This is a genomic window from Naasia sp. SYSU D00057, from assembly GCF_017916505.1.
GTDB lineage: Bacteria > Actinomycetota > Actinomycetes > Actinomycetales > Microbacteriaceae > Naasia.
In genome coordinates this window covers 361,775-378,100 of sequence record NZ_JAFMSZ010000003.1, presented here as the reverse complement: position 1 = coordinate 378,100, position 16,326 = coordinate 361,775, and the positions used below count along the sequence as shown (strand labels likewise).

Annotated in this window: 16 protein-coding genes and 3 tRNA genes; 4 read left to right on the top strand and 15 right to left on the bottom strand. The window is 71.6% G+C overall.

Translation table 11 applies throughout. The annotated features are described in order from the left end of the window. Positions 1–92: 92 nt before the first annotated feature. The 3 genes from J3P36_RS12310 to J3P36_RS12300 all read right to left on the bottom strand — a co-directional run bounded on the left by J3P36_RS12310 (position 93) and on the right by J3P36_RS12300 (position 2,988). Positions 93–683 (bottom strand): dihydrofolate reductase family protein, encoded by a 591-nt coding sequence (locus J3P36_RS12310; RefSeq protein ID WP_210508467.1) that lies wholly within the window; start codon positions 681–683, stop codon positions 93–95. Between the two features lie 80 nt (positions 684–763). Continuing rightward, on the bottom strand, positions 764–2,242 hold the full coding sequence (locus J3P36_RS12305; RefSeq protein ID WP_210508466.1) for a cell wall metabolism sensor histidine kinase WalK: 1,479 nt from the start codon (positions 2,240–2,242) through the stop codon (positions 764–766). After that, positions 2,239–2,988: a response regulator transcription factor gene (locus J3P36_RS12300; RefSeq protein ID WP_282595165.1), complete on the bottom strand. Its 750-nt coding sequence runs from the start codon at positions 2,986–2,988 to the stop codon at positions 2,239–2,241. Before J3P36_RS12300 ends, J3P36_RS12305 begins: the two co-directional genes overlap by 4 nt. Positions 2,989–3,262: 274 nt before the next feature. Here J3P36_RS12300 and J3P36_RS12295 point away from each other — a divergent pair, with 274 nt between their 5' ends. Next, positions 3,263–4,207, top strand: a complete 945-nt coding sequence (locus J3P36_RS12295) for an NADP-dependent oxidoreductase (RefSeq protein WP_210508607.1) — start codon at positions 3,263–3,265, stop codon at positions 4,205–4,207. Here J3P36_RS12295 and J3P36_RS12290 read toward each other — a convergent pair. The 7 genes from J3P36_RS12290 to J3P36_RS12260 form a co-directional block, all read right to left on the bottom strand. Beyond that, the gene (locus tag J3P36_RS12290) at positions 4,194–4,973 is read right to left on the bottom strand and encodes a glycoside hydrolase family 16 protein (protein ID WP_210508465.1); all 780 of its coding nucleotides are present in this window, start codon (positions 4,971–4,973) and stop codon (positions 4,194–4,196) included. The two genes, J3P36_RS12295 and J3P36_RS12290, sit on opposite strands and share 14 nt — an antisense overlap. A 19-nt stretch (positions 4,974–4,992) precedes the next feature. Further along, positions 4,993–5,520, bottom strand: coding sequence for a GNAT family N-acetyltransferase (locus tag J3P36_RS12285; protein WP_210508464.1), 528 nt, complete (start codon positions 5,518–5,520; stop codon positions 4,993–4,995). A 69-nt stretch (positions 5,521–5,589) separates the two neighbouring features. Then, positions 5,590–6,279, bottom strand: a complete 690-nt coding sequence (gene rplA, locus J3P36_RS12280) for a 50S ribosomal protein L1 (protein ID WP_210508463.1) — start codon at positions 6,277–6,279, stop codon at positions 5,590–5,592. Positions 6,280–6,290: 11 nt separating this feature from the next. Beyond that, the gene (gene rplK, locus J3P36_RS12275) at positions 6,291–6,722 is read right to left on the bottom strand and encodes a 50S ribosomal protein L11 (RefSeq protein ID WP_210508462.1); all 432 of its coding nucleotides are present in this window, start codon (positions 6,720–6,722) and stop codon (positions 6,291–6,293) included. A 114-nt stretch (positions 6,723–6,836) separates the two neighbouring features. After that, positions 6,837–7,769, bottom strand: coding sequence for a transcription termination/antitermination protein NusG (nusG, locus tag J3P36_RS12270; RefSeq protein WP_210508461.1), 933 nt, complete (start codon positions 7,767–7,769; stop codon positions 6,837–6,839). Positions 7,770–7,813: 44 nt separating this feature from the next. Then, positions 7,814–8,095: a preprotein translocase subunit SecE gene (gene secE / locus J3P36_RS12265; protein WP_210508460.1), complete on the bottom strand. Its 282-nt coding sequence runs from the start codon at positions 8,093–8,095 to the stop codon at positions 7,814–7,816. Positions 8,096–8,189: 94 nt separating this feature from the next. Further along, positions 8,190–8,262, bottom strand: a tRNA-Trp gene (locus J3P36_RS12260). Positions 8,263–8,411: 149 nt separating this feature from the next. On the opposite strand from J3P36_RS12260, the gene J3P36_RS12255 reads away from it, so the two are divergent. After that, positions 8,412–9,635: a pyridoxal phosphate-dependent aminotransferase gene (locus J3P36_RS12255; RefSeq protein WP_210508459.1), complete on the top strand. Its 1,224-nt coding sequence runs from the start codon at positions 8,412–8,414 to the stop codon at positions 9,633–9,635. A 134-nt stretch (positions 9,636–9,769) separates the two neighbouring features. Here the strand turns inward: J3P36_RS12255 and J3P36_RS12250 are convergent, their stop codons facing one another. Genes J3P36_RS12250 through J3P36_RS12240 form a run of 3 tightly spaced genes read right to left on the bottom strand, consistent with a single transcriptional unit; the run spans position 9,770 to position 11,771 of the window. Next, positions 9,770–10,909: a UDP-N-acetylmuramate dehydrogenase gene (locus J3P36_RS12250; protein ID WP_210508458.1), complete on the bottom strand. Its 1,140-nt coding sequence runs from the start codon at positions 10,907–10,909 to the stop codon at positions 9,770–9,772. Then, positions 10,906–11,319 (bottom strand): MaoC family dehydratase, encoded by a 414-nt coding sequence (locus tag J3P36_RS12245; protein ID WP_210508457.1) that lies wholly within the window; start codon positions 11,317–11,319, stop codon positions 10,906–10,908. Before J3P36_RS12245 ends, J3P36_RS12250 begins: the two co-directional genes overlap by 4 nt. Beyond that, positions 11,316–11,771, bottom strand: a complete 456-nt coding sequence (locus J3P36_RS12240) for a MaoC family dehydratase N-terminal domain-containing protein (protein ID WP_210508456.1) — start codon at positions 11,769–11,771, stop codon at positions 11,316–11,318. The genes J3P36_RS12245 and J3P36_RS12240 overlap by 4 nt, the downstream gene beginning before the upstream one ends. Before the next feature lie 443 nt (positions 11,772–12,214). Here J3P36_RS12240 and J3P36_RS12235 point away from each other — a divergent pair, with 443 nt between their 5' ends. Next, on the top strand, positions 12,215–13,942 hold the full coding sequence (locus J3P36_RS12235; RefSeq protein ID WP_210508455.1) for a glycosyltransferase: 1,728 nt from the start codon (positions 12,215–12,217) through the stop codon (positions 13,940–13,942). Between the two features lie 279 nt (positions 13,943–14,221). Here J3P36_RS12235 and J3P36_RS12230 read toward each other — a convergent pair. Together J3P36_RS12230 and J3P36_RS12225 are read right to left on the bottom strand one after the other, a co-directional pair. Further along, a tRNA-Met gene (locus J3P36_RS12230) sits at positions 14,222–14,298 on the bottom strand. Positions 14,299–14,333: 35 nt separating this feature from the next. Further along, positions 14,334–14,405, bottom strand: a tRNA-Thr gene (locus J3P36_RS12225). Positions 14,406–14,514: 109 nt separating this feature from the next. Here J3P36_RS12225 and J3P36_RS12220 point away from each other — a divergent pair. Next, positions 14,515–16,263 carry a glycoside hydrolase family 13 protein gene (locus J3P36_RS12220; RefSeq protein ID WP_307807089.1) on the top strand — a complete coding sequence of 583 codons (1,749 nt, stop codon included), beginning with the start codon at positions 14,515–14,517 and terminating at the stop codon, positions 16,261–16,263. The last annotated feature ends 63 nt before the right edge of the window (positions 16,264–16,326 follow it).

Sequence of the window (16,326 nt, the reverse complement as noted above, 5' to 3'; positions counted from 1 at the left end):
CGCCGGCCGCCGTCCCCGCCGCGGCGGAAACGTCCTCGCCGCGCCCGATACGACACACGCGGGGACGACGTTTCGCCCGCCGGGAGCCGGCGCTACCGGCGGACCCGGTAGTGCAGGTGGGTGACGCGCTCGCCCGCCACGATCTCGGGATCCTCGAGGAGCGTCTCCGGACCCGCGAAGTCGCCGAAGAAGCGGATGCCGCGGCCGAGCAGCACCGGCGCGAGCTCGACGCGGAGTTGGTCGACGAGGCCGAGCGCGAGCGCCTGACCCGCCAGATTGCCGCCGGTCAGGGAGACGTCCCGGTCGCCCGCGAGCTTCCGGGCCTCTCCGATCGCCTGGGCGAGGTCGCCGACGAAGCGGAAGGGCGCGCGCCCGAGGTGCTCCCACTCGTGCGGCACGGTGTGGGTCACCACGATCACCTGCTCGCCGGAGGGCGGGCGGCCGTCCCACCCGTTCGTCAGGTCGAAGAGCCGGCGTCCCACCACCGCCACGGCGACCGTCGGCCACCACGCCTCCACGTAGTCGGCGCTCGCCCTCGAGAGCCGGAAGGGCCGCTGGTCGTCCCCCGGCGCCGATTCGACATCCCCGCTGCTGTACCACTCGAACAGCGGCCCGACCGAGTCGTTCTGCCGGGCGACGAAGCCGTCGAGGGACATCGTTGCGGTCGCGATCACCTCCGCCATGCGGGCACCGTACCCCCGGCGGTGCACGGGCGGTACGGCCGTTCGCCCGCTCGAATCCCGGGCCCGACTGCCCGCTCCCGTCACCGGGAGGCGGTCGCCGGCGCCGTCTCGCTCGCGGTATCCGTTGCGGCCGCGGCCGGGGCGGGCGGCAGGGTGACCGTGAACACCGTCGAGCCCGGCTCGCTCTCGACGCGCACGGTGCCGTCGTGCGCCTCCACCACGCCGCGGACGATCGACAGGCCGAGGCCGGTGGTGCCCGTCGCCCGCTGGCGGGAGGCGTCGCCGCGCGAGAACCTCTCGAACAGGGTGGACATCACGCCGGGATCGATGCCCGGTCCGTCGTCCGCGATCCGGATCGTGACCGACCCGTCCGGAGCCGTCGCCAGCCCCGCGGTGACGGTCGTGCCCGCGGGGGTGTGCACCCGGGCGTTCGCGAGGAGGTTGACGACCACCTGCCGCAGCCGCGCCTCGTCGCCCTGGGCGACGACGGGCTCGTCGGGGAGGTCGAGCACCCAGTGGTGGTCGGGTCCGGCGGCGTGGGCGTCGCCGACCGCCTCCAGCACCACGCGCGAGAGGTCCACCTCCCGGCGCTCGAGCTCGCGCCGGGAGTCGAGGCGGGCGAGGAGCAGCAGGTCCTCGACGAGCGAGGTCATGCGGATCGCCTCCGACTCGATGCGCGACAGGCTGTGCCGCACCTCGTCGGGGAGGTCGGGCTGGGTGCGCCGGGTGAGCTCGGAGTAGCCGCGGATGGAGGCGAGCGGTGTGCGCAGCTCGTGGCTCGCGTCGCCGACGAACTGGCGCATCCGGTCCTCGCTCGCCTTGCGCACCGCGAGCGCGGTGCCGACGTGGCCGAGCAGCCGGTTGAGCGCGGCGCCGACGCGGCCCACCTCGGTGGAGGGGTCGGTGTCCTTCTCCGGGACACGGATGCTGATGTCGGCGTCCCGGTCGAGGGGGAGCTCGGCGACGCTCGCGGCCGTCTGGGCCACCCGCCGCAGGGGCCGGAGGGCGGCGCCGACCGTGACCCACGCGGCGGCGCAGGCGAGCAGCAGCCCGACGACCGTGACGATGAGGACGACGAGCCCGAGCTGGCGCACGGTGTCCTGCACCCCGGCGAGCGGCAGCCCGGTGACGAGGGCGAGCGTCCGCGACTCGTTGACCACCGCGACCATCCGATACTCGCCGAGGTCGGCGCCGAGTTCGACGGTGTGCGGCCTCCCGTCGGCGACGAGCCCGAGGATCTCCTCCTGGGCCGCCTCGGAAAGGGGGTTCGTGTCGCCGTACTCGTCGAGGTAGCCGGCCTCGACCACCTCCCCGTTCTGCACGAAGGCGATCACGGTGCCCTCGCCCTGACCGAGGACGAAGCCGCCGCCGGGGCCGTCGGGTCCGCCGGGGCCGCGGCTCGCGCGCTCCGCCGCGGCGGAGACGCTGTCGTCGACCTGACCGACGAGGTAGCTCTGCAGGACGGCGACCGACACGAGGCCGATGATCGCGGCCACGGCGGCGAGCAGCGCGGCCACGATCAGCACCAGCCGGAGCCGGAGCGATCGGGCCGGGCTCACGGCGCCGGCTTGATCATGTAGCCGGCGCCCCGGACCGTGTGGATCATCGGCGTTCGGCCGGCGTCGATCTTGCGGCGCAGATAGGAGATGTAGATCTCGACGACGCTCGACTTCCCGCCGAAGTCGTAGCTCCAGACCCGGTCGAGGATCTGCGCCTTGCTGAGCACGCGGCGGGGGTTGCGCATGAGGTACCGGAGCAGCTCGAACTCGGTCGCGGTCAGCTCGATCGGCTCGCCGGCACGGAACACCTCGTGGCTGTCCTCGTCGAGCGACAGGTCGCCGACCGTGATGATGGGATCGGTCTCGTCGACGACGGCGACGAGGGAGCGGCGGATGAGCCCGCGGAGGCGCGCCACGAGCTCCTCGAGGCTGAACGGCTTGGTGACGTAGTCGTCCCCTCCCGCCGTGAGGCCGGTGATGCGGTCGTCGAGGGAGTCCTTCGCGGTGAGGAACAGCACCGGGGTGTCGGTGCCGTCCGCTCGCACCCGCTGCAGCACCTGCAGGCCGTCGATGTCCGGGAGCATGATGTCGAGCACGATCGCGTCGGGCTTGAACTCGCGGGCCAGCGCGAGCGCCTGGCGCCCGTCGCCCGCCGTCTTGACCTCCCACCCCTCGTACCGGAGGGCCATCGAGAGGAGGTCGGTGAGCGTCGCCTCGTCGTCGACGACGAGCACGCGGATGGGCGAGCCGTCGGCTCGGCGCATGGGGGTGCGGGCGACGCGGGGTGCGATGTCGGAAGAGGCCATGTCTCTCAGTATCCGGAGAAGTCTATGAGGACCCTGTGGCGCTCCTTTGGTCCGTCGGTGAGAAGCGGAAGGGCCGTCCTGCCCGGTGCGGCGCGGCCTCGCCGATCGGCGAATGTCGCGGTACGGGAACATCCCCGTAACACCGGCGACGCATCGCCGGGCTTGACTGGGAGCCACGGGACGCCACGCCCCGGGAAGGAGGACGCCCATGCTGACCGGAGGCAGCGTTCCGAGGATCGCACCGGTGACCACCGTCGTCGAGGTGCCGGGCACCATGCGCGCGATGACGATCGCGGAGCCGGGCGGACCCGACGTGCTGGCGGCGGCCGACGTGCCGACTCCCGTGCGAGTCGGCAGCGAGGTGCTCGTCCGCGTCGTCGCCGCCGGCGTGAACCCGGTGGACGCCAAGACCCGCGCAGGCCGCGGCGTCTCGAGGGCTGCCACCGCGCCGGTCGTGCCCGGCTTCGACTTCAGCGGAGTCGTCGCGGAATCCCCGTACGACGCGTTCCCGCTGAAGCCCGGCGACGAGGTGTTCGGGATGACGGCCTTCCCCCGCGGCACCGGCAGCTACGCGGAGTACGTCTCGGTCCCGGCCCTCAATCTCACCCGGAAGCCGAGCGTGCTCTCCCATGCGGAGGCGGCCGCCGTGCCGCTCGCGGCGCTCACCGCGTGGGGCGCCGTCGTGGAGCTGACGAAGGCGCACGAGGGACAGCGTGTGCTCGTGCACGCCGGAGCCGGCGGGGTCGGCCACTTCGCCGTGCAGTTCGCCGCCTACTTCGGAGCCGAGGTGGCGACCACCGCGTCCGCACGGAACGCGGCCTGGCTCGCCTCGCTCGGCGCGACGACGGTCATCGACTACCGGAACGAGCGATTCGACGAGGCGCTCGATTCCCTCGACGTCGTCATCGACGCCATCGGCGGCGACACCGGGCGGCGTTCGCTCGACGTGCTGCGGCCCGGGGGCTCGATCGTCACCCTGCCGTCGGGCAGCTGGGCGAGCTGGCGCGAGGACGCGAAGACTGCCGGGGTGCGGGCGACGGACTTCTGGGTGGTGCCGGACGGCGGCACGCTGTCCGTGATCGCGCGGCTGATCACCTCCGGCGACGTGAAGGTCACCGCGGACGCGGTGTTCCCCCTCGAGCGGGCGGCGGATGCGCACCGACTGCTCGAGGAGGGGCATGTGCGCGGCAAGGTCGTGCTCCAGGTCAGCGACTACTGACCGGCGCCCACGCCCGCACACGCTCGACCGCGAACTCCTTCGGATACTCGGCCGCAGGGTCCGGCTCGAACTCGAACACGTCGAGCATCAGCTGCAGCGGGTAGTCCGGCGCCTGCCGGCTCTCCTTGACGAGCACTCCGTCGACGTACCAGCGCGCCCGGTTCCAGCCCCACTCCACCGCGTACTCGTGCACCGCCGTCAGGTCGTCGGTGACCGGCACCTTCTCGAAGTCGTCGGCGATCCGGCCGTCGCCGAAGGGGTGGAAGCCCATCCCCACGAGTCCGCGGGCCGGGCCGACCTCCCTCCCGAAGACCTCCATCACGCAGAGCTCGGCGCTCTCCTCGGGGATGCGCTCGACGCCGATCAGCCACAGCGCGGTCATCGTCCGCGGATCCGGATTCGCCCGGCACGTGATCGCCACCGCTCCGCCGCTCGGCGTGAAGGTCCAGCGCTCCGCCTGCTCCTCGCGGACGACGAGGTCGGGCCGGAACCGGTGCTGCCCGTCCGACGACCCGATGGGACCCGACCGGACGCCCGTCTGCAGGTTCGAGACCCGGAGCGGGCCATCCCACTCCGGGGCCCACGGCTGCTGGTCGGCCTCGATGAGCAGCCGCAGGCCGCCGCAGTCGAGCCGATAGCGGGCGCGCGAACGCTCCCTGCTCGACCACTGCGGCAGGTAGTGCGGGATCCACCGCTCCTCGAACGCCGCCGGATCCTGGAAGTCCTCGTCGAGCACGAGTTCGCCCTCGGGCCGGAACGCGGTCATTCCGCCATCATGCCTGGAGCTAGGGCCGAGCGACCATGACGTGGTCGTGCATCAGCTGCGGTCCCACCCGGTAGGTGCGGACACCCGCGATGCCGAACCCGCTCTTCGAGTAGAAGCGGATGGCGCGCGCGTTCCCCTGGTTCACTCCGAGCCACACGGATGCGGCACCGTCCCCGGCCGCCCGGGCGAGGGTCGCCGCCATCAGCTGAGCCGCCACTCCCCCGCCGTAGCGGTCGGCGAGCAGGTACACCTTGCTGAGCTCGACGGTGGGCCGCGCCTCGACGGCGGCCGCCACGTCCGGGTCCGGCGGGTCGCACGCCACGAGCATGGTGTAGCCGATCAGCTCGCCGCCGTCGTCGACGACCAGCACCGTCGTCGCCGGATCCGCCAGGTAGCGGGTGAAGGCGTCCGCGCTCAGATGGGCCGCGATGTGCGCGGCGATGGACTCGGCCGTCGCCTCCGGCGGGCAGGCGAGCGGGAACGTCGCGGCGGCCAGCTCGGCCAGCGCCGCGGCGTCGCCGGGCCCCGCGATGCGGATGCGAGTCATCTGCGTCCTCCGAATACGGAAGAAGCGCCCGGCCCCGTGAGGGACCGGGCGCTTCCCGATGCATGCTGCTTACAGCGCGTTGACGTCCAGGGGAATGCCGGGGCCGAACGTGGTCGACACCGAGCCCTTCTGGATGTAGCGGCCCTTGGCGGCCGACGGCTTGAGCCGCACGACCTCCTCGAGTGCCGCCTTCAGGTTCTCGCCGAGCTGCTCCTCCGAGAAGCCGGCCTTGCCGACCACGAAGTGGACGTTGGCGTGCTTGTCGGTGCGGAACTCGATCTTGCCGCCCTTGATGTCGGACACCGCGCCCGCCGCGTTCGGCGTGACCGTGCCGGTCTTCGGGTTCGGCATGAGACCGCGGGGACCGAGGACGCGGCCGAGGCGGCCGACCTTCCCCATCATCTCCGGCGTGGCGACAGCCGCGTCGAAGTCGGTCCAGCCGCCGGCGACGCGCTCGATGAGCTCGTCGCCGCCGACCTCGTCGGCGCCCGCGGCGATGGCGGCCTCAGCCGCGGCACCGGTCGCGAAGACGATGACGCGGGCGGTCTTGCCCGTGCCGTGCGGGAGGATGACGGTGCCGCGCACCATCTGGTCCGCCTTGCGGGGGTCGACGCCGAGCTTCAGCGCGACCTCGACGGTGGAGTCGAACTTCTTCGACCCGGTGACCTTGGCGAGGCCGACGGCCTCGTTGGGGCTGTAGAACTTGCCGTCCTCGATCTTCTCGGCGGCGGCGCGGTAAGCCTTGCTCTTCTGTGCCATGTTCCTCGTCCTCAGCCTTCGACCGTGATGCCCATGGAACGAGCGGTGCCGGCGATGATCTTCGCCGCGGCATCGATGTCGTTCGCGTTGAGGTCGGGCTGCTTCTGCTCCGCGATCTCGCGCACCTGCGCGGCGGTCAGCTTCGCGACCTTGGCGGTGTGCGGGGTGGCCGAGCCCTTCGCGACGCCGGCTGCCTTCTTGATGAGCTCCGCGGCGGGCGGGGTCTTGAGGACGAACGTGAAGGTGCGGTCCTCGTAGACGGTGATCTCGACGGGGATGACGTTGCCGCGCTGCGCCTCGGTGGCCGCGTTGTACGCCTTGCAGAACTCCATGATGTTGACGCCGTGCTGACCCAGCGCCGGCCCGATGGGCGGGGCGGGGTTCGCGGCGCCAGCCTTGATCTGGAGCTTGATCAGCCCCGTGACCTTCTTCTGACGTGCCATGTGTGTGTTTTCCCTTTCATCGAGCGGCCGGAGCCGCTCTCCCGCGTCCCCGGCGGATCCGGGGTGCGGTGGTCTGGAGGTGCAGCGCCCGAGGCGCCGGAAGTATTCCCCTGCTTAGAGTTTCGTGACCTGGTCGAAGCTGAGCTCGACCGGCGTCTCGCGCTCGAACAGGGAGACGAGGACGGTGAGCTTGCCGCTCTCCGGCTTGATCTCGCTGATCGTTCCGGGCAGGCCCGCGAACGACCCCTCCTTGATGGTGATGGTCTCACCGATCTCGAAGTCGACCTCGGCGGGCAGAGCGCGGGCCTGAGTGGCCGAGCCCTTGGTGCCGGTGGCGCCCTTGGCCGGGGCCTCGGCGACCTGCACGGTGCTCTTCAGCATGTTGAACGCCTCTTCGAAGCGCAGCGGGGTCGGGTTGTGCGAGTTGCCGACGAAGCCGGTGACGCCCGGGGTGTGGCGGACGACCGACCACGACTCCTCGTTGAGGTCCATGCGGACGAGCACGTAGCCGGGGATCCGCACGCGGTTCACCAGCTTGCGCTGACCGTTCTTGATCTCGACGACGTCCTCCATCGGCACCTGGACCTCGAAGACCGAGTCCTCCTGGCCGAGGCTGCCCTTGCGCTGCTCGATGTTCTGCTTGACGCGCTTCTCGAAGCCCGCGTACGAGTGGATGACGTACCACTTGCCGAGCTTCCCGCGCAGCTCGCGGCGGAACTCCTCGTAGGGGTCGAGCGCCGCCTCCTCCGCCTCGTCGTCGGTGGCGGCCACGGCGGCGTCGGCCTCGTCGAGGGAGTCGATCTCGAGAGCCTCGTCGATGACGGCGTCGGCCTCGGGGTCGGCGGCCTGCTCGACGGCGTCGAGGACCTCCTCGAGGTTCTCCTCGTCGTCGGTCACGATGTGGATGTCACCGGGGCCTTCGGGGGAACGCCCGACCTCGCCGACGCCCTGGAGGTCGCCCTCCTGCACCTCGCCGACCTCGGAGTCCTGCTCCTCGGCGGGGACGACGTCGAGGTCGCCGCGGTGGTCGCGATACTCGTTCGACACTTGTTGCTCTTTCTCTGCTGCCGCCTGGGTAGGGCGGGGAGGAATCAGCCGGCGGCGGCCGGATCGCCGAAGACGAACACGACCAGCCAGCTGAAGACGAAGTCGAGGCCGCCGACGATCGCCATCATGATGATGACGAACACCAGCACGACCGCCGTGAACCCGAACAGCTCGCGCCGCGTCGGGGTGACGACCTTCTTCAGCTCGCCGAACACCTGGCGGATGAAGAGCGCGATGCGGGCGAACGGCGACCGTCTGGCCTGCCGCTCCTGCCTCGCAATGGCTACGACGTCCTCGCTGGGCTCGTCGACGACCTTCCGCGCCACGACAACTCCTTGTGTTCCACCTCGGCCGGTTCGAATGGACCGGACCCGGATCCGCTCGATCGCGGATCCATCCGCGCGGTTGCGCGGACGGCTGCAGGGCGGACAGGACTCGAACCTGCAACCTGCGGTTTTGGAGACCGCTGCTCTACCAATTGAGCCACCGCCCTAGGAGGGAAGACACCTCGCCTGCCCCGGAGGGACTGCGCCCGCTGGGCACGGCAAAGGCTGGCTGCTTCCGACCAGTGCCGACAAGTCTAACAGAGGCCGGGTTGCGCCCGACCGCCGTGCGAATCGGCGCCTCGATAGTCTTGCAGACATGGCCGAGCGCACCCGCATCTCCCCCCGAATCGCCGCGATCAGCGAGTCCGCCACCCTCAAGGTGGACTCGAAGGCGAAGGCGCTGCAGGCCGAGGGCCGCCCGGTGATCAGCTTCGCCGCCGGCGAGCCCGACTTCCCGACCCCCGGGTTCATCGTCGAGGCGGCGGAGCGCGCCGTTCGCGACCCCAGGAACCATCGCTACACGGCTGCAGCCGGACTGCCCGATCTGCGGGAGGCGATCGCCGCGAAGACGCTGCGTGACAGCGGGCTCGAGGTGTCGCCGTCGCAGGTGATCGTGACGAACGGCGGCAAGCAGGGCGTCTACCAGGCGTTCGCGACGATCGTCGGCGAGGGCGACGAGGTGCTGCTGCCCGCGCCGTACTGGACCACCTATCCCGAGGTCGTGAAGCTCGCGGGCGGGGTGCCCGTCGAGGTGTTCGCGGGCGCAGACCAGGACTACCTGGTGACGGTCGAGCAGCTCGAGGCGGCCCGGACGGAGCGCACCAAGGTGCTGCTGTTCGTCTCGCCCTCGAACCCGACGGGCGCCGTCTACAGCGCCGACCAGGCGAAGGCCATCGGCGAGTGGGCCGACGAGCACGGCCTCTGGATCATCGCGGACGAGATCTACCAGAACCTCGTCTACCCGGAGGGCCTCGCTGAGGGCGAGAGCCCGGAGGCGGCGGTGTCGATCGTGCGGGCCGTCCCCTCCCTCGCCGACCGGACGATCCTCGTCAACGGCGTCGCCAAGTCCTACGCGATGACGGGCTGGCGGCTCGGCTGGATGGTCGGCCCCGCCGACGCCATCAAGGCGGCGGGCAACCTGCAGTCCCACCTCAGCTCCAACGTCTCCAACATCTCCCAGCGCGCGGCCATCGCGGCGCTCACCGGTCCGCAGGACGAGGTGGAGGCGATGCGCCGCGCCTTCGACCGTCGCCGACGCACGATCGTCGACGAGCTCAACAAGATCGAGGGCGTCGTCACGCCCACTCCCGAGGGCGCCTTCTACGTCTATCCGGACGTGACCGGGCTCCTCGGCCGCGCCCGGGACGGGATCACGCCCACCACCTCGCTCGAGCTGGCCGACCTCATCCTCGACAAGGCCGAGGTCGCGGCGGTGCCCGGCGAGGCCTTCGGCCCGAGCGGCTACCTCCGCTTCTCCTACGCCCTCGGCGACGACGCGCTCCTCGAGGGGATCCAGCGCCTCCAGCGCCTCTTCGCCTGACGCCCCTCGTCCGCCACTTGCGCGGATCAGGAGATTTCGCGCGGATCAGGCTCGGCGCCCGGTTTCGCGCGTGGTTCAGGACGACACGCCGGCGCGGCGGAGGGATCTCCTGATCCGCGCCGAAAGGGCAGCGCCTAGATGCGCACGCCGCCCACCAGGACCGGCTCCGGCTGGAGGAGGACCCCGTACTCGGTCTGCACGAGGGCCCGGACGAAGCGCGCGAGCTCGGCGATCTCCTCGGCGGTCGCCCCGCCGCGGTTGACGATCGCGAGAGAGTGCTTGGTCGAGATGCTCGCCTTCGAGCCGGGCAGCGTGTAGCCGCGGGGGATGCCGGCGTGCTCGATGAGCCACGCGGCGGACAGCTTCACGCGGTGCTCGTGCTCGGCCGGAGCGGGGATCGGCTCGCCGAGCGACGCGATCGTGTCGGCGTCCTCCCCGCTCGTGGGCCAGCGCGGGGCCGCCTCGGGAAGGGTTCGCGCGAACCGCTCGGTCACCACCGGGTTGGTGAAGAACGAGCCGGCGCTCACGGAGTCGGCGTCGGCCGGATCGAGCACCATCCCCTTGCTGCGCCGCAGTGCGAGCACCGCCTCGCGCAGCTCGGCGAGCGGCACCCGATCGCCGAGGGGCACTCCGAGCGCGGACGCGAGCTGCGCGTAGGCGATCGGCGAGCTGAGCGGAGCGCCGCCCGCGGTGGGCGCGTCGAGCTCGAACTCGACCGCGGTGACGATGCCCTGGCGGCCGCGCTTGAAGATGGAGGTGCGGTAGCCGAGCCCGAGCTCGGCGACCGGCAGCCGCATCAGGTCGCCGGTGAGGTAGTCGAGGAAGTGGACGGCGACGACGCTCGTGCCGACCTCCTGGCCGTAGGCGCCGATGTTCTGGATCGGCGCCGCTCCCGTCGACCCGGGGATGCCCGACAGCGCCTCGATGCCCGCGAGGCCGCGCTCGACGCAGTAGGCGACGAGGTCGTCCCAGGGCTCCCCCGCCTCGACGCGGAGGCGGACGCGTCCCGCGGGAGCTCCGGACAGGTCCTCGATGCCGCGCGCGCTCGGCACGAGGACGGTGGCATCCACCCCGTCGTCGCCCGCCACCAGATTCGAGCCGCCGCCCACGACGAGCACGTCCTCCCCCTCGCCCCAGAGGGCGAGGGCGGTCTCGACGAGGTCGTCGGTGGTGCCGGCGCGGACGAGACGGCGCGCGGGGCCGCCGACCCGGAGGGTCGTGAGGGCGGAGAGCGGGACGTCCGTCTCCTCGGAGCTGGCGGAGGAGAGGCTCATGCGGCGGTGACGACGACGACCTGCGCCTTGCCCAGCACGGTCTGGCCCGCGGAGCGCACGGTGAGGTCGATGCGCGCGGTCCCCGCCTCCTCGTCGAGCGCCCCGACCTTCGCGGTCACCTCGAGCTCTGCACCCGTCTCCGGGTCGACGACCACGGGACGCGTGAAGCGCACCTGGTAGTCGCGGACGCGGGCGGCGCCGCCCGCCCAGTCGACGACGGCCTGCACCGCCGCGCCCATGGTGAGCATCCCGTGGGCGAGGACGCCGGGCAGTCCGACGCTCGCGGCCACGTCGTCGCGGTAGTGGATCGGGTTGAAGTCGCCGGAGGCACCGGCGTAGCGGACGAGGGAGTCGCGGGTGAGCGGGATCGTCCGCTCGGCCACGACCTGCCCGACGGTGAGCTCGGTCATCGCTCCTCCTCCTCGGCCCGAACCACGAGAGTGGAGATGGCGGTGACCACGTGGGCGCCCGCGGCGTCGTGGATGGCGGACTCGGCGGTCACCATCGAGTTGCCGCCGAGGCTCTTGACGCCCGTGACGGTGAGGGTTGCGGTGAGCTCGTCCCCGGCGACGATGGGGCGGGTGAAGCTGAAGCGCTGGTCGCCGTGCACGACCCGGCTGAAGTCGATCCCGGCGTCGTCGTCGGCGAGGAGCTGCGCGAGGGTGTGCTCCTGGACGACCACTGCGAAGGTGGGGGGAGCCACCACGTCGGCGAAGCCGGCCGCGCGGGCCGCCTCGGGGTCGAGGCTCACCGGGTCGGCGGAGAACACAGCGCGAGCGAACTCGCGCACCTTCTCCCGGCCGACGAGGTAGGACTCGGTGGGCGGATAGCTTCGGCCCTGGATCGCCGGATTGACTGCCACCTCGTCAGTCTATTTGCGACGTACCCCGATGCCCGGCAGCGGGTGGACGGCGGAGCCTTTCCACGCTCGGGCCGCGCTGCGTGCCGCGCTCCCCCAGCGCGTGTGCGCCCGGAAATGCGAGAGCCCCCGGCGCCAGGCGCTCGGGGGCTCTTCCGCAGTGGTCAGATGCTGCTCACTGGCAGCTGTCGCACTGCAGGAGGTCCATCGGGTCGACGGGAACCGCGTACCCCAGGTCGTTGTCGAAATCCATGAGCTATCTCCCCTTCGATGAGCTGCTGTGTGTCCACCTCGTCGGCTGGTCTCCACTATATAACGGGAATGACAGTCCTGTCATTCCCCTAGATGTAGTGTTTCGCGTCCCGGGCGTGTCCCCAGTTCGGGAGCCTTGATTTCGACCGCGTAGGCTGACCGCGGCCCTTGCGCGGGGCTCGGAAGGGGGCCGATTGAGCATTCCATCAGGACCTCTGCCCAGCGGTCGCCAGTTCGCCCTCACCTGGGGGCTCGAGCGGACGTACGGGGGCATGACCAGCGCCATGCTGCGGCGCTCCCGCGGCTTCGCGCGATTCTCCGGCACCCCCGTCGAGGTCCTCACGTTCGACGCGCGGGACGACTACCCGCAGATCGAGGCGGACCTGCGCAGCGACGGCCGCCTCTCGCCCGAGCTCACCGTCCGCAACCTCTGGGACGATCTCACCCGGATGGCCGCGCCGGCCTCTGCCGCCGGCGCGAACCGGTCGGCTCTGGACGGCTTCGACCCGCTCCCGCCCGGGGGCCGCACCAGCGTGCGTCTCTCGGCGCGGGGAGCCGTCCTGCAGGTCGATCGCCGGAGGGACGACGGGACCCTCGCCGTCAGCGACCGGCGCGACGTGAACGACCCCGGAAAGCCGGGCGGACGCTCGATCGTCCTCTGCGACGCCGAGGGCGAGCCGGTGCTCGGCTTCCCCCGGGCGAACGCCCTCTACTCCTGGTGGCTCGACACGGTGATCGACGGAGAGGAGTCCTTCCTCCTCGTCGACAGCAAGACCGCGGCGGGCGTGGTGGCCGGCTATCGCTCGCCCTCCGCGACGCGCGTCCACATCCTGCACAACTCGCACCTGGCGGGCGAGTCCCGCCCCTGGGGCCGCGTGCGCTCGAGTCGCCGACAGACGCTCACCCGTCTCGAGGACTTCGACGCCGTCGTGGTGCTGTCCGAGCGGCAGCGGGCGGACATCGAGCTCCTCCTCGGCCGCACCTCCGGCCTCGAAGTCGTGCCCAATGCGGCGCCCCTCCCCGACTCCCCTCCGACCAGCCCCCGGGACCCGGCCCTCGGGGTCGTGCTCGCGAGCCTCGACGACCGCAAGCGGATCGGTGACGCCGTGCGGGCGATCGCGGCCGCGCGCGCCGCAGGATCTCCGGTCCGGCTCGACGTGTACGGCGACGGACCGCGTCGCGGCGAGCTCGAGAGCCTCGCGACCGAGCTCGGCGTCGCCGAGCACGTGCGCTTCCGGGGCTACCAGCCTGACGCGGTCGAATCCTTCGGCACCGCGTCGTTCCTGCTGCTCACCAGTCGCGCCGAGGGGTTCCCGCTCGTCCTCGCGGAGGGGATGTCCCGAGGCTGCATCCCGATCAGCTACGACATCCCGTACGGGCCCGCCGACATCATCGATGACGGGCGCAGCGGATTCCTGGTGCCGCCGGGTGACATCGCCGCCCTCGCCGCGCGGATCGCCGACGTCGCGAGCGGCGGTGCCGAGAGGATGCGCCCGGATGCAGTCGCCGCGGCCGCCCGCTTCTCCGACGAGGCGGTCACCGCCCGCTGGGGTGAGGTGCTGACGCGGGCGAAGGAGCGGCACGACCGCCCCGCGCCCGACTTCCGGGTCGAGGTGAAGCGCACGCGGGTACGGCGCAGCCGCTCCTCCCTCGCCGCAACCGTCGACTTCTCGCTGCGCGGGGTGCACGTTCCACCGGCGGACGTCACGCCCGCGGTCGCCCTGCACGGGCCCCGCTCGATCGAGCTGCGCGCGACCGGGTCGGTGCGCCGCACGCTGCGCCATGGGACCTGGCGCGCCGAAATCCGCTTCCCGGCCGAGGCGGCGTCCTGGCTGCCCGAGGACGTCGCCCTCGAAGCCGAGTTCGAGTTGAGGATCGGCGGAGCTGTCCGGCGGACCCCGCTCGGAGGTGGGAACTCCTAGAACTGCGGACTGCCCAGGATCGCTCCCAGACAGTCCGCAGGTTTCCCGAAGGCAACGCCCCGGCTACCCAGAGGGAGCGTCCCCGCCAAGCTAGTGGGGGGAACTCCGCAAATCCACCCCGTTCGGGGGACATTAATCCCCCTGGGATCTCCGATAGGAGCACCCAACCGACCCTTCGGGGACGAGATGCGGGGGCGGGGGCCCACCGCTGGAAGCGTTTCGCGCGGCTGCCCTGCCTCCAGAAACACCAAAGGCCCCTGCCGGGGCCTTTGCCGTTTCTGGTAGCGGGGGCGGGACTTGAACCCGCGACACCACGATTATGAGCCGTGTGCTCTAACCACCTGAGCTACCCCGCCGCGTCTCCACTGCACCTGGCGGCGCGTGGAGGTCGAGCCCCGAAAGGGGATTGAACCCTTGACCTTCTCCTTACCATGGAGATGCTCTACCACTGAGCTATCGGGGCGTGACCCGAGGCTGTAGGACGAGCCCGGCCTCAGGCACCGTACGAGGGTAGCACCTCCCGAGACCCGCTCTTGTCGCAAGCCACGCCTCGTTAGGGTGCTGGGGTGACGATCGCCGAGAACCCTCGCCCGAAGACGCCTGCGGACCTCCCGGCCGCCGAACCGACGGCTACGCGACCGGCCGACGAGTGGTGGCGCTCCGCCGTCATCTACCAGATCTACCCCCGCTCCTTCGCGGACGGGAACGGCGACGGCATGGGCGACATGTCGGGCATCACCGAGCGCCTCGACGCCCTCGCCGAGCTCGGCGTCGACGCGGTGTGGCTCTCCCCCTTCTACCGGTCGCCCCAGCGCGACGGCGGCTACGACGTCGCGGACTACTGCGACGTCGACCCGATCTTCGGGACGCTCGGCGACTTCGACAGAATGCGCGAGCGCGCCCACGGGTTCGGTCTCAAGGTGATCGTCGACCTCGTCCCCAATCACACCTCCTCCGAGCACGAGTGGTTCCAGCAGGCGCTCGCCTCGCCGGAGGGCAGCCCCGAGCGTGCGCGGTACATCTTCCGCGACGGCAAGGGCAAGAACGGCGACGTGCCGCCCAACAACTGGGAGTCGGTGTTCGGCGGCGCCGCATGGACGCGGACCGTGAACGCCGACGGCACCCCCGGCCAGTGGTACCTGCACCTCTTCGACTCGAGCCAGCCCGACCTCGATTGGAACAACCCCGAGGTACACGCGGAGTTCGTCCGCATCCTGCGCTTCTGGCTCGACCGCGGAGTCGACGGTTTCCGGGTCGATGTCGCGCACGGACTCGTGAAGGCGGACGGGCTGCCCGACTTCGAGAAGCCGCTCACCGGCGGCTCGATGGGTGGCGCGGGGGTGCCGCTGACCCCCGAGATCGAGGGCGCCGCGGAGCCGGAGCTCCCCTCGACGCCGTACTGGGCGCAGGAGGGCGTGCACGAGATCTACCGCGAGTGGCGGCGCGTCCTCGACGAGTACGAGGGCGACCGCATCCTCGTCGCCGAGGCCTGGGTCGACCCGCTGACGAAGCTCGCCGACTGGGTGCGCCCCGACGAGATGCACCAGGCGTTCAACTTCGTTTACCTCGAGACGCCGTGGGAGGGTCCGGCGCTGCGCCGCGTCATCCGCGACTCGCTCGACGCGTTCGGCGGCGTCGGCGCGCCGAGCACCTGGGTGCTCTCCAACCACGATGTCGTGCGGCACGCCAGCCGGCTCGCGCTCACCGCCGAGAACCCGCAGGGCGCCGGCATCGGCCCGAACAGCGAAGGCAAGCCGATCCCCGAGGTCGGGATCCGCCGCGCTCGGGCCGCCTCCCTGCTGATGCTCGCCCTCCCGGGCAGCGCGTACGTGTACCAGGGCGAGGATCTCGGCCTGCCCGAGGTCATCGACCTGCCCGACGAGGCGCGCCAGGACCCCACCTGGTACCGCACCGGCGGCGAGCGCTACGGCCGCGACGGCTGCCGGGTGCCGATCCCGTGGGAGGCGGCCGCGCCGGCGTACGGCTTCAGCCACACCGGCGAGTCCTGGCTGCCGCAGCCCGAGGAGTGGGCGGAGCTCGCCCGGGACGTCCAGACCGGCACCCCCGGCTCGACGCTCGAGCTGTACCGCGCCGCTCTGCGACTGCGCCGCGAGCACGGGCTCGGCATCGGCCGCCTCGAGGAGCTCGACGGCTACCCGGACGACGTGGTCGCGGTGCGGATCGGCGACGTGACCGTCATTGCGAACACCGGCGAGACCCCGATCGAGCTTCCGGCGGGCGAGCTGCTGCTCTCCAGCGAGCCGGTCGGCGAGGCCGCTCTCGCGCCGGACACAACGATCTGGCTGCGCCTGCAGGACTGAGCCGCCCCGGCTCCGGCTCCCGGCTCGGGGGCCGGCTGCTCCTCTCGCACAACAGGCGGAAAT

Bases quoted from the DNA above. Each gene is read 5' to 3' on its own strand.
- J3P36_RS12310 (WP_210508467.1), bottom strand. From the start codon at position 683: ATGGCGGAGGTGATCGCGACCGCAACGATGTCCCTCGACGGCTTCGTC.
- J3P36_RS12300 (WP_282595165.1), bottom strand. From the start codon at position 2,988: ATGGCCTCTTCCGACATCGCACCCCGCGTCGCCCGCACCCCCATGCGC.
- J3P36_RS12295 (WP_210508607.1), top strand. From the start codon at position 3,263: ATGCGCGCGATGACGATCGCGGAGCCGGGCGGACCCGACGTGCTGGCG.
- J3P36_RS12290 (WP_210508465.1), bottom strand. From the start codon at position 4,973: ATGACCGCGTTCCGGCCCGAGGGCGAACTCGTGCTCGACGAGGACTTC.
- J3P36_RS12285 (WP_210508464.1), bottom strand. From the start codon at position 5,520: ATGACTCGCATCCGCATCGCGGGGCCCGGCGACGCCGCGGCGCTGGCC.
- rplA (WP_210508463.1), bottom strand. From the start codon at position 6,279: ATGGCACAGAAGAGCAAGGCTTACCGCGCCGCCGCCGAGAAGATCGAG.
- rplK (WP_210508462.1), bottom strand. From the start codon at position 6,722: ATGGCACGTCAGAAGAAGGTCACGGGGCTGATCAAGCTCCAGATCAAG.
- J3P36_RS12255 (WP_210508459.1), top strand. From the start codon at position 8,412: ATGGCCGAGCGCACCCGCATCTCCCCCCGAATCGCCGCGATCAGCGAG.
- J3P36_RS12250 (WP_210508458.1), bottom strand. From the start codon at position 10,909: ATGAGCCTCTCCTCCGCCAGCTCCGAGGAGACGGACGTCCCGCTCTCC.
- J3P36_RS12245 (WP_210508457.1), bottom strand. From the start codon at position 11,319: ATGACCGAGCTCACCGTCGGGCAGGTCGTGGCCGAGCGGACGATCCCG.